Raw genomic sequence first — 12,803 nt, 5'->3', positions numbered from 1 at the left:
CATCGAAGAAGGCGGCGCGGGCGTGACGAAGGTGGACCTCGAGTAGAGGGACCGCGAGTAGGGAGGCATCGGGACGACCGGGGGGCTCATGCTCCGTCCGGGGCTGCTCCGCGTACCCCTCGGTTGCGTCCCCTCCGCGCGCTGGACGAAGCGCCCGCCGGTTTGTAGCTTCGTGGGCGATGGTTCGACTCGACGACGTTCCCTAGCAACACTTCCACCGATGGCCCACATCGTTTCGACCCGCCCCCTGATCGACGGGGGGCTTTCCGGGGTGCGAGGCGAGCACACCCTCACGGTCTGCGATCCGCCCGACGGCAGCACGCGCTCCGTGGACGAGCTCATCGCCTTGGCCGACGGGGCCGACGTGCTTCTGTCGGTGCTCGCCGACCCAATTACAGAAGCGCTGTTTGAGGCGCGGCCCGAGCTCCAACTGGTGTCGCAGTACGCCGTGGGCGTGGACAACATCGACCTGGAGGCGGCCGAGGCCCACGACGTGGCCGTCACCCACACGCCCGGCGTGCTCACCGACGCGACCGCGGACCTGACGTGGGCCCTGCTGCTGGCCGTTGCCCGGCACGTGCCGGCGGCCGACCGGTACGTGCGCGACGGCCGCTTCGAGCGCTGGGAGACGACGCTCCTGATGGGGACGGAGCTGTCCCGCAAGACCCTCGGCATCGTGGGCATGGGGCGGATCGGAACGGCGGTGGCCCGGCGGGCGCTCGGGTTCGGGATGGAGGTGGTCTACCACAACCGAACGCGGGCCAACCCGACGGTGGAGCGCCAGGTGAGCGCCCGGCATGTGGGACTGGGCGAGCTGCTGGAGACGAGCGACGTCGTCTCGCTGCACTGTCCCCACAACGAGGACAGTCACCACCTCCTGGACGCGGCGGCCTTCGCACAAATGAAAGCGTCGGCCCTGCTGGTGAATACCGCCCGCGGCCCCGTCGTCGATGAAGAGGCGCTGGTCGACGCGCTGGCGGCGGGCGAGATTGCCGGCGCGGGGCTCGACGTGTTCGAGGAGGAGCCGGACGTGCACCCCGGCCTGCTCGACCAAGACCGCGTCGTCCTGGCGCCCCACCTGGGCAGCGCTACGACCGATACCCGCATGCGGATGGCCCAGATGTGCGTGGCCTCCATCACGGCGTTCCTCGAGGGGGACGAACGTGTGCCGCACCGCCTCGTGTAGGGCGCCGGCTCGCCCAGACTGGTCGGTGCGGTGGACGCCTGTGTGTGGGGCGTCGGACGGTTGGGAAGGGGCGGCCCGGCCCGAACGTCCGCAGAGCAAAATCGGCCCGCTTTTTGCGACGGTGGGCCCGCAGCATTGTCCCTTCTCATTGTCTGCCGGTCGGCTTCCTGCGCCCATGTCCGTCTCACGATCGCTGGTGGTGGTCCTGCTGTTTGGACTCGGAGGGGCCCCGTCCGTCGCCCAGGGACAGCCGGCCGACTCGATCGCCACGGTCTCCGACTCCACGACCGAGGGCCCACCCGCGGTGGCACGACGGGTGGCGACGGCCTTTTCGGACGGGGACGCCCGCCGGCTCCTCACGCCGTCGGCCGATCGGGTCGAGATCAGCCTCTTTGGCAACCGCACGTTCTACAGCAGCTCGCAGGCCGTGTACGTGCTCCGAGAGTTTTTTCGGCGACACACCCCCGGTCGCTTCGTGGTGGGGGACGTGACCGAGGCCGGAGCGAGTTATTTCGTTCGGGGGGAGTACGAGGAGGCCCGCAGGGTGCGCCGGCATCGCGTTTACGTCCGGCTCGACCAGCCGGACGGCGAAGAGCTATGGAACCTGCACGAGCTCCGGATCGAACATGCCTCTGAGTAGCGGGGGCGAAGACGAGTGCGAGAAGGGGCCTTCGAGAGAGCAGGGCCTCGCCCCGAAATGATCACGTTCCTCCGTGGACTCGTGCCGCCGCCGCGCGATGGACCGCCTGCTCCGTATGCTTCGACACCGGCCGTGGGCCTGGGGCCTTGGCCTCGGGCTGTGCGTGGGCCTGTTGGGGACGGCGGCCCTCCGCGTCTACGCGGTTCAAGCGGTGGAGGCCGACGCCACGGCGCGTCAAGAAGCGGCGGTGGAGGCGGCCCTCGCGACGATTGAGGAGCGGTTTGTGGCGTTCCGCGATCGGCTCCATGACCGGGCGGAGGGGCTCGCCGCCGATTCGAGCATTCGGGCCGGCCTGCAGGCCGCGCGGGATCAGGGCGGCCGCCCGTCGGGGCTCACTCGGTATGTCGCTGGGCGTCCGACCGAGGCCCGCACGGCGATCGAGGTGTATGGGCCGGACGGCCGTACGCTGGCCTGGGCCGGCCCACAGGTGCCCGTCGACAGCGAATACGTGGAGGGACGGCCGATCGCCCGGCCCCGAACCACCACCATCCACGACGAAAGCGGACGATGGGCCCTCGCGGCCTGGGCGCCGGTCACCCACGAGGGGAGGTACCGGGGGGCCATACGGGTTGCGCAGGTGGTTCGGTATCGCCCGCCCGTGCAGAATCGGTATGTGCAGGCCATGAGCCTGGAGGCGGAGTGGAGCCGGGCCACCGGCGAGCTGGTTCGGGTGCACTGGAGCGGAGCGGCGCCCGCCGCGCCCCACCGGGCGCTTCGGGGGCGGGAGGGCACAGTCCTGGGACACGCGTCTGTAGAGCCGCCTTCGCCCGGCCAGGTGGTGACCCGAACGGCGTCGTTCTACGCCGACCTTCTGGCGGCCTGGGCCGTCGGCCTCATGGGGGGAGGGCTCGTTCTGGGGGGGTACTGGTATCTTCGCCTCGCGCGGCGCCCCGGCCTTCGTCGGCACTGGCGGGCCCGGCGGGCGGCGGCCGGCCGGCTCGCCGTCGTCGCGCTTCTCGCGGCAGGGGTGCGCTACGCGATGGTGGGCCTCAACGTGCCGGCCCGATGGGCGGGGCCCGGGTCGGGCATCGATCCCCTGTTTAACCCCACGTATTTTGCCTCGACCCTCGGAGGGGGACTCTTTCGGTCGATCGGAGACCTGCTCCTCACGGGGCTGTGGGCGGGGGGGCTCGCCATTGGGGTTGTGTACCTGGCGCGGCACTACCGACCTCGGGCCGACGCCCTGAGTGAGCTGCCGAAGGCGTTTCGCCGCTACATGCCCGACCGCCCTCACGCGGCCCGGTATCTCGGAACCCTGATGGGGCTCGTGGCGGGCAGCCTCGGGGCCGTCGTGGCCCTGGCCGTCGTCGTGCGACGGGCGGTGCTCGATAGCACCCTCGACTTCTTTGCCCGCACCGGACTGCTGCCGGAGCCGCTCGTGCTGGGGGTGCTGTGCGGCCTCTTTCTTCTCGTGACGGCGGGCGTTCTCGTGGGCATCGGGGGCACGTGGGTGGCCCTGCGTCGCCTCCTGCACCATCGCCCCCGCGAGTGGCCCCGGGGCATCGGGCTTGTGCTGGGAACGGTGCTGTACGGCGGGGCGCTGGCCGTGCTGTACCTCGGCACGGGCGTGCGGGCCGTCGTGTCGCTGCCGTACGTGCTGGTTCTTCTCGGGGGCGTGGGGGGGCTCGCGACGTACGGCCTCGTCGGGCGGCGGGAGCGGGGCGAGGTGCTCACGCTCCGCGGACTGCTGGGCGGGCTCTTCGCGGTCACGTTGCTGCTCTACCCGCTCCTCTACGCCGGCATGGACGCGAAGCGGCAGGAGCACATGGTCGACGCCGCGCGCTCGTTCGAACGGGGCCAAGACCCGCGCGTGCTCTATTCGGTGCGCCGCGTGCTCCGCTCGGCCTCCGAGGCGCTGGGGCCCTCCCTCCGGACCAGCGATCCCGCGGCCGACGCCCAGATGGACTCGATCGCGGCCCGGGTGGTACGAGAGTCGCTGCTGTCGTCCCTCGCAACGTACGAGGTGCGCCTGAGCGTGCTGGCGTGGGACGGGACGGTGCGTCGGCAGTACACGGCCGACGGGCGCGTGGCACCGGGGGAGCGCACCGAGGCGGCGGCCCGGACGGCATTTACGGCCCTCTCGCCCCGCTACGGGCGGCGCCCAGGGGCCGTGGTTGAGCAACTGTCGTCCTCGGGGACGACCGTGCGGACCGCCGAGGCGCGTCGTGGGCAGTACGCGGGGCTGCAGGGCATGCCCGTGGGGGGCAAGTTCGTGGAGGGCTGGGTGCTGGTCCGCATCGAGCCGCAGTCCGTCCTGCCCGGAACGGGGTTTGGGCTGTCCCGGGTGCTGTTGCCGGACGGGTCGTTTGGGGACCTGTACGCCGACCTGTCCCTGGCCGAATTCCGGGACAGGCGGCTCGTGCGGAGCGTGGGGGAGGCCTTCGGCCGGGCCCGCCTTCCGGCCGCCGAGCGCGATGCCCTCCGCGGACGGCCGGCCTTGTGGCGGCAAGAAACGGTGCGGGGGCGCGAGTACCTGACGCATTACCGCCGGTTCGTGCCGGCGGGCGAGACGGCCCCCTCGACCGTGGGGGTGCGCATTCCCGCCATCCTGGCGTTCGACCACCTCTACTACCTCCTCCGGCTGACCGTCGCCGGGCTCTGCGTCGGGCTCGTCGTGTACCTGTTCGGCCTCTACGTGCGGTACCGGCACGGCCGCCTCCCGGCCCGCCGCGTGCGCTTCCGCGACAAGGTGCTCAACGCCTTCCTCGTGGTCGGCATCGTCTCGATGGTGGCCGTGGGCGTGGTGGGGGTGCGCGTGGTGACCGGCGAGAATGAGCGCGCCATCGAGCGGCGCATGCACGACCAACTCACCCGCGTGGAGGAAACGCTGGCCCTGGAGGCCGGCCCCAACGAGCCCCTGTGGCGGGTGGCGGAGCGGATGGACGTGGACACCCTCGCCGCCCGGGTGGGCCTCGACCTGCACCTCTACGACGACGGGCGGCTCACGCGAACGAGCCAGCCGCGCCTGCGTCGCGATGGGCTGGTGGAAGAGCGGCTTTCGGGGACCGTGTACTACGAGCTGTACGACGAGACCTACCGCTCCGTGACCGCCGAGGCGTCCATTGGGCAGTTTCGGTACCGGGTGGGGTATCGGGCGCTGGTCGACGAGGTGGGGCATCCGCGGCTCGTTGTGGGGGTGCCCACGCTCGCCCAGCAGGAGCAGCTGCAGGAGGAGAAGTCGCGCACCCTCGCCTACCTCTTCGGGGCGCTGCTGCTGCTCGTGGTGGTGGTCATGCTCACGGGGGTCGTGCTGGCCAACGCCCTGGCCCGGCCCATCGCCCAGCTCCGGCAGGGCCTGGAGGCGGTGGGGGAGGGCCGGTTCACGCGGCCCCTCTCGGTGGACACGCGAGACGAGATTGGCGACCTCGTGCTGACGTTCAACGAGATGCGCGACCAGCTCGCCGAGAGCCGGCGCAAGCTGGCCCGCCAGGAGCGAGAGCTGGCCTGGCGTGAGATGGCCCGGCAGGTGGCCCACGAGATCAAAAACCCGCTCACGCCCATGAAGCTGTCCATCCAGCACCTGCGCCGGGCCTTCAAGCGGGCCGACGACACGACGGATGCCTCGCAGTTCGAGGAGGTGTTCGACCGCATCACGAACACCCTCATCGAGCAGGTCGAGTCGCTCGTGCGCATCGCCGACGAGTTCTCGACGTTTGCCCGGCTGCCCACCCGCGTCCCCGAGCCGATCGACCTGATCGAGGTCGTCCAGGAGGCCGCATCGCTCATGGAGGAGGAGGCGGCCAACGCCGAGGCCCTGTCCCTCGATCTGCCGGACGCCCCGCTGGTGGTGGAGGCGGACCGCGAGGAGCTGCGCCGCGTCTACATCAACCTCCTCAAGAATGCCCTGCAGGCCCTCCCCGACGACCGCGAGGGCGGGGTCCGGGTGACGGCACAGCGGCAGGAAGGACCGGACGAGGAGCCGTCGGTCTACAGCGAGGTGATCGACAACGGCACCGGCATCCCGCCGGAGGTGCAGGACAAGGTGTTTGAGCCCAACTTCTCAACGAAAACGAGTGGCACGGGGCTGGGCCTCGCCATTGCCCAGAAGAGCATCGACGAGCTCGGCGGCGAGATCGGGTACGAGACGGAAGAGGGGGCGGGGACGACGTTCTGGATCCGCCTGCCGCTGATCGAGACGACCGAGTAAGGGCCCTGCACGCAGACTACGTGGCCGACTGGGCCGGCCGGGCCGCGGTGCGGATCTGGTCGATGCGCTCGGGAAGGGGGGGATGGGAGTACTCCAGGGCCACGGTCAGCGGGTGGGGCGTGAGGGTGGACAGATTTGTCTCCGCGAGGCGCTTGAGGCCGCTCACGAGCGCCCCCTCCCGGCGGGTGGTCTCCACCGCGAAGCGATCGGCCTGGAACTCGTGCCGGCGCGCCCAGGCGTTGAGCGGGATCGAGAGCAGCAGGTCGACCGGCGAGTAGAGCAGCCCGAAGAACAAGAGGCCCGTGTACACCGACGGCTGGTCGACGTAGAAGGCGTGGAAGAGGCCCTCCACCTGCAGGAACACCGAAAGCAGAAGAAAGAGCACGCCGGTCTGCACCACGCTCGTGGCGATGCGCTGGGGGATGTGGTGCAGCTTGTAGTGGCCCATCTCGTGGGCGACCACCGACAGCAGCTCGTCCCCAGAGAGCTGCTCCACGAGCGTGTCGAACAGCACGATGCGCCGGTTCGCGCCGAAGCCGGTGAAGAAGGCATTGGCTTTGTTCGACCGGCGCGACCCGTCCATCACGTACACCTCGTCGACCGGAAACTCCACCGTGTCGGCGTACGACAGGATCCGTTCGCGGAGCGGGCCCGCCTCCAGCGGCTCAAAGTCGTTGAAGAGGGGCATCAGGTAGCGCGGGGCGAAGAACTGGAGGAGCAGCATCACCGCCGTCACCACGATCCAGGCATAGACCCAGCCGTACGGCCCGGTCGACTGGAAGAACCAGAGGAGGGCGGCCAACAGCGGCCCGCCGAGGGCTACGCCGAGCGCGATGCTCTTGAGCAGGTCCAGCGCGAAGGTCTTGGGCGTCGTCTCGTTAAACCCGAAGCGCTCCTCAATTCCGAACGTGGAGTAGATCGAGAACGGGAGCGACAGCGCCCCGCGCCCGAGCACGAGGAGGCCGATGTAGCACAGGCCCGTCGCGATGGGCCCGACGTTCCAGCCGCGCACCAGGGTGTCGAGCCCCTCGAAGCCGCCCGCAAACCAAAAGACCAGCAGCACGGCGAGCCCGAATGTCGAGGAGAGAAGCCCAAACCGCGTCTTCGTGCGGGTATAGTTCCGGGCCCGCTCGTATTCATCGTCGTCGAACGTGTCCCGAAATTCGTCTGGAAGGTCCGACTGGAGATCCCGGAGGGTGAGGAGGTCCGAGACGAGATTGAGTCCGTATTCGGCCAGGAGAGCGCCGAGGATGACAATGGCGTAGGGGGGCACGCAGGGCTTGAAGGTTGCATTCCACAGAGATGCACCGCACAATGAATCGGCGAGCGGCCGTGACGTTCAGCGCCCCAAACGTACCCTTTGCTGGACGAACCGCCCGGAGGGAGACAGGCCCGTCCAGGCCGCTGTGGCAGGGCCGTCAAGGAACGCGCAAGGACCAGCAGCCGGTAAAACGGTGTCTCCAGTAAGACGGTGTCTACAGCCTCCTGCCAAAAAGAAACGACAGACAGGGACGCACACCGCGGTGCACATTCGCTTAACCGAAGCCGATATACAAAGATGGGTGTTACCATTCGAGACGTCGCGGACGAGGCAGAGGTATCGGCCACGACGGTCTCGCGGGTCTTCAATCACGATCATCTGGTCAATACCGAGACGCGACAGCATGTGCTGTCGGTGGCTCGAGAAATGGGGTACGCCCCCAACGCGACGGCCCGAAGCCTGAGCAACGGGCGGACGCGGTCGATTGGCGTGATTCTGCCCGCCCCCCACGGCGAATTCTTCTCTGAGCTCCTTCGGGGGCTCGATGAGGCTGCGCAGGAGGCCGGGTACTTCCTGGTGATCGCCAGTTCGCACTACGACCCAGAGGAGGGAGTGTCTGCCCTTGAGTCAATTGCGGGCCGCGTGGATGGGCTCGTCATGATGACCCCCCGCGCGCGATCCCGACCACTGACGCAGGCCGTCGACTTGGACCTGCCGGTCGTGCGGATCAACAGCGGGCCCGGGACGGGTGAGTTTGACCTATTTAGCATGGAAAACCGGGCGGGGGCGGCCCACGTCGTTCGTCACATGATCGAGCAGGGGGGCTCGCGGGTTGCCGCCATTACGGGTCCCCCGGGCAGTTACGACGTCGAACGGCGGATGGACGGCTACCGCCAGGCCGTGCGCGAGCACGATTCAGCCGAGGAGGGACGGGTGATCGAAGGCGACTTCACGCAGAAAAGCGGCTACGAGGCTGGACAGCAGATTGCGGCCCTGGACCCTCGCCCGGACGCGGTGTTTGCCTGCAACGACTATATGGCCATCGGGGCCATGTTGGCTTTTCAAGAAGCAGGCATCCGCGTGCCCGACGAGATTGCCGTGGCGGGGTTCGATGACATCACGAGTGCCCGCTACGCCAACCCGCCGCTCACGACCGTGAAGGTGCCGGTGTACGAACTGGGCCGTCAATCTGTTGAGCGACTTCTTCATCGGATACAGGCCCGTACGTCCCCTGAGCCCGAGCAGTCCAAGGTGTCCCACGAGCTGAAAGTGCGTGCAAGCACGAGCGACTCTTGAAAACTTCACCAGCACGACAAGGATCTCATGACGGGTCGTCCTGAGCATTATCGAAGTGCCCGGGCCGAAGGAGTGAAGTGGTCCTGGAGTGGGCCTTCCCCCGGCGAAGTTTTTGTTGAACAGCAGGCGTGCGGGCACTCGCAGGCAGCGGCGGACTGATGTGTGTGACCCTCCGGTCGGGCCTGGCGCAGCGGCCAAGTCCACCAGAGGCAGAATCGTGAATTGTGTACCCCAGACTCCATCTGGAAGTCCCAGCGGGGCGTACGCCGTCGCGTTCATTTGAGTACTCGTGTCCGATGGATCCAGGACCCTTCGGTGTTTACGACTGGATCGCGATGGCGGGATACCTAGCGGCCATCCTGGGTGTTGGGTTCTGGGCCACGCTCCGAGACAAGACGAGTGAAGACTACTTCCTGGCAAACCGCTCGGTCGGGTGGGTCGCCCTTGGGCTCTCTCTGTTTGCGACCAACATGTCGGGCAGTACCCTGGTGGGGCTGGTCGGCGGTGCATACCAGATGGGCGTGGCGGTCTACAACTACGAGTGGACGGCGGTCGTCGCGCTAACGATCCTCATTGCATTCTTCCTGCCCGCCTATCGGCGGCTCGGGATCACGACCGCGCCGGAATTTCTGGAGCGTCGCTTCGATGCGCGGACCCGTCGCGGGTTTTCGGTCTTGGCCCTCGTCGGAAATGTCCTGATTGACATGGCGGGCACGCTCTACGCCGGGGCGGTGGTCTTGCGTGTGGTTTTTCCCGGGCTCTCCCTGGAGGCGTGCGTGGGCCTGCTGGCACTTCTGGCGGGCGGATACGCCGTTGCCGGCGGGCTGCGGGCGGCCGTCTACACCGATGTGATACAGGGAGGGTTGTTGCTGCTGGGGACGGCGATTGTGTCTGGGGCGGCCTACCGGGCGGTCGGCGGCTGGGGAGAGGTGCAGGCCGCAACCGCGCCGGCCATGCGACGCCTCATTCATCCCGCCGGAAGTGAGGTGGTGCCTTGGCCGGGCCTCTTTACCGGCCTGTTGCTCCTGGGCGTGTACTACTGGTGCATCAACCAGGTCATGGTGCAGCGCACCCTTGCGGCGCGCTCGCTGGGAGAGGCCCGCTGGGGGGCCCTTCTGGCGGGGGGGCTCAAACTTCCGGTGCTGTTTCTGCTGGTAATGCCGGGCCTGTTCGCGGCTGTCCTGTATCCGGATCTCGGGAACCCCGACCTCGTCTTTCCCCGACTTACCGTCGACCTCTTGCCCGGTGGGCTCCGGGGGCTCGTCCTCGTAGGCTTTATCGCCGCCGTTATGTCGTCGGTCGATTCCGTGTTGAATGCGGCCTCGGCCCTCCTGACGATGGACTTTTACGCTGCACTGCGTCCCGAAGCCTCGGAGGCTCGGCTCGTGGCGGTGGGACGTACCGTCGCCGCGACGGTCCTCCTCCTGGGGGCGCTCATTGCGCCACAGATCGACCAGTTCGCCTCGCTCTGGACGTACCTGCAGTCGGCCCTGTCGTACCTCACACCTCCTATTGTGGCGGTCTTCCTGGGAGGACTGTTCGTGCGGCAGGTACACCGCTACGCTGCCTTCTACACGTTGGTCGGGGGCAGTGGAATCGCACTTCTTCTGGTCGTGCTGCAGCCCCCGCTTCATTTCCTCTACGTTGCGGCCCTTCTCTTTATGGCCAGTCTGCTACTGATGGGCGGAACCACCTGGGCCGTGCCGTGCCCCACGTACCACGTCCCCGACGCTGCCCTGTGGCGACGGTCCGATGGACGGCTGGGAGGACTCGTCTTTGGGGGCGTCGCCGTGCTCTTGGCCGCCGTCGCGGGCCTCGTTGCGGTGTTCTGGTAGCCCTGCTTCGATCCGGACCGGCACGGCCCCTAATTTGGGAAGGCCGTACCGCAGTGATGGGTCTGTGCTTCCGGCCCCCGGTCGGCCCGCAGGCGGGTGCCGGGGCCGCGATCCCCAGTCCGCTTGACATTCTTGTAGCGTGGCGCTTACTATGAAACCGGTTTCTTGAAACCCCTTTCAGTCGCTGAAAGAGCTGCAGCCTGAATCCCGTGGGCCGCTGCTGAGCGGTACGCTGATCTTCTTCCACCTGACTCTCTGTAGATCCATGCTCTGGAAAAAAGCGCTTTTGTTGATTGTCGTGCTCTGCGTCGGAGGGGGCGGCTCCGCGCTTGGGCAGGCCGGCACCGTCGCGGGCACTGTGACGGAGGCCGCGTCGGAGAAGCCCCTGCCGGGCGCCAACGTGGTCGTCCTTAGCACCGGCCAGGAGGCCGGTTCGCAGCAGGGGGCCAGTACGGATGCGGACGGCTCATACCGCCTTACGGGCCTTGAGCCGGGGACGTACGACGTGCGGGCGTCTTTCATCGGGTACCAGAGCCAGACGGAAGAGGTGACGGTGGCGGCTGGGGAGACCGCGACGGTCAACTTTGCCCTCACGACTGGAGGCGTTGCGATGGATGAGATGGTCGTCGTGGGGTACGGCACGCAGGAGCGCAGCGACCTCACGGGGTCGATCTCGTCGGTGCCGACGCAAGATCTCGAGGACACCCCAATCGAAAGCGCTCAGGAGGCGATCCAGGGGCGCGTGTCGGGCGTGACGGTCACCCAGAACACGGGAAGCCCGGGCTCCGGCTTCAGCATCCGGATTCGCGGGACTGGCACCACGGGCAACAGCAATCCCCTCTACGTGGTGGACGGCGTGCCGATCTCGGATCCCACTGCCACGGGGGCCGGGGGCATCAGCTTTCTCAACCCCAGCGACATTGAGTCGATCGACATTCTAAAGGGGGCATCGGCGGCGGCCATCTACGGGGCACAGGCGGCCAACGGCGCGGTCATTATCACTACGAAGACGGGAGAGGCAGGCGAGCGGAGCGTCAGTTTTAACGCTTACACAGGCGTACAGGAGACGTCGCGCACAATCGACATGCTTAGTGGCCCCGAGTACGCTGCCCTGCGCAATGAGGCGGACATCAATGCTGGCCAGGGCCCCACCTTCACGTCACCGAGCACTTTCCTTGGGCCAAACGGAACTACCGACTATCAAGACCTGGTCTTCGAGCAGGGAACGACCCAAAACTACAACCTAGCCGTTGCGGGGGGCAGCGAGGATCTGACGTACCGCATTAGCGGCGGGTACTTCGAGGAGGGGGGTATCATCGACAAGTCGAGCCTGGAGCGGCTGAATGTGCGGGTGAACACCGAGTTTGAGGTCAACTCGCTCCTTACGGTGGGTGAGCAGGTGACCGCCGAGCGCCTAACCCGAAATACGATTTCGGAGACAGACAATGTGCGCAACCTGCTCATTCAGACGCTTCAGGTGGACCCCACGGTGCCGGCGCGCGACAGCGCCGGCAACTTCACGGCTCAGCCCCGGACGAACGCCCAAAATCCGCTGGCCGCTCTGGACTTTCAGAACAACGAGTTCAACGAGAACCGCCTCGTCGGAAATATTTTTGCGGAGCTGTCTGTCCTAGAGTCGCTTCGCGTCCGCTCGCAGTTTGGCTTCGACCTGCGCAACGGCAACACGTTTGCCTTTACGCCGGAGTTCGACATCAGTCCCAGTTTCCAGAACGTCTCTCCGAGCGCCACGCAGTTCTCGGACTTCCAGAGCTCGCTCGTCTGGGACAACACGGTGACCTTCGACCAGACGTTCGGCGTCCACGATGTGAAAGCAGTGGGCGGCACCACAATCGAGACGAACAGCTACCGCTTCATCAACGGCACCACGCAGGGCCAGCCCGGCAATGATCCCTCGCTTCGGTACCTCGGCGCCGGCCCCGAGGTGGTCAACATCGGCGGAAGCCTCGCGGAGTCGAACCTGCTGTCGTTCTTCGGGCGCGTCAACTACAACTTCTCGGACCGCTACCTGCTGACTGCCGTGGCCCGCTACGACGGGTCCTCCCGGTTTGGGGAAAACAATCGCTTTGCGTTCTTCCCATCCGTCTCAGCGGCGTGGCGCATCTCCGAAGAGCCCTACTTCCCCGACACGGACCTGGTGAACAACCTGAAACTGCGAGCCGGGTGGGGACAAAATGGGAACCAGCGCATCGGAGACTATCCGTTTGCGGCCACCATCGCCGGCAATCAGGACTACGTGCTGGACGGCCAACTGGCCCCCGGCTCCGCCCCGCTGCAGTCGCCCAACCCGAATGTGAAGTGGGAAGAGACGACCCAGACAGACGTGGGGCTCGACGCCACCCTCTTCAGCGAGCGGCTGG

The 12,803-nt window shown here is 67.4% G+C and carries 7 protein-coding genes; 6 read left to right on the top strand and 1 reads right to left on the bottom strand.

The genetic code is table 11. The features are described from left to right. Positions 1–220 precede the first annotated feature (220 nt). The 3 genes from V5A20_RS10390 (at position 221) to V5A20_RS10380 (ending at position 6,033) form a co-directional block, all read left to right on the top strand. A complete protein-coding gene (locus V5A20_RS10390) occupies positions 221–1,186 on the top strand; it encodes a 2-hydroxyacid dehydrogenase (protein ID WP_332315510.1) in 966 nt (321 codons plus the stop codon). A gap of 175 nt (positions 1,187–1,361) precedes the next feature. After that, positions 1,362–1,826, top strand: a complete 465-nt coding sequence (locus tag V5A20_RS10385) for a DUF4783 domain-containing protein (RefSeq protein WP_332315511.1) — start codon at positions 1,362–1,364, stop codon at positions 1,824–1,826. Positions 1,827–1,899: 73 nt separating this feature from the next. After that, positions 1,900–6,033 carry an ATP-binding protein gene (locus V5A20_RS10380; RefSeq protein WP_332327276.1) on the top strand — a complete coding sequence of 1,378 codons (4,134 nt, stop codon included), beginning with the start codon at positions 1,900–1,902 and terminating at the stop codon, positions 6,031–6,033. A 16-nt stretch (positions 6,034–6,049) separates the two neighbouring features. Here V5A20_RS10380 and V5A20_RS10375 read toward each other — a convergent pair whose 3' ends face one another. Continuing rightward, positions 6,050–7,306, bottom strand: a complete 1,257-nt coding sequence (locus V5A20_RS10375; RefSeq protein WP_332315513.1) for a M48 family metallopeptidase — start codon at positions 7,304–7,306, stop codon at positions 6,050–6,052. A gap of 285 nt (positions 7,307–7,591) precedes the next feature. Here V5A20_RS10375 and V5A20_RS10370 point away from each other — a divergent pair, with 285 nt between their 5' ends. From V5A20_RS10370 to V5A20_RS10360, 3 genes are all read left to right on the top strand, one after another. Next, positions 7,592–8,590 (top strand): LacI family DNA-binding transcriptional regulator, encoded by a 999-nt coding sequence (locus V5A20_RS10370; RefSeq protein ID WP_332315514.1) that lies wholly within the window; start codon positions 7,592–7,594, stop codon positions 8,588–8,590. A 296-nt stretch (positions 8,591–8,886) separates the two neighbouring features. Beyond that, positions 8,887–10,425, top strand: coding sequence for a sodium:solute symporter family transporter (locus tag V5A20_RS10365; RefSeq protein WP_332315515.1), 1,539 nt, complete (start codon positions 8,887–8,889; stop codon positions 10,423–10,425). Positions 10,426–10,690: 265 nt separating this feature from the next. Then, a partial coding sequence (locus V5A20_RS10360) for a SusC/RagA family TonB-linked outer membrane protein (RefSeq protein ID WP_332327275.1) occupies positions 10,691–12,803 on the top strand: 2,113 nt, incomplete at its 3' end.

Source organism: Salinibacter sp., from assembly GCF_036626415.1.
In the GTDB taxonomy this organism is placed as follows: domain Bacteria; phylum Bacteroidota; class Rhodothermia; order Rhodothermales; family Salinibacteraceae; genus Salinibacter.
This window is presented reverse-complemented; position numbering and strand designations above follow the sequence as displayed.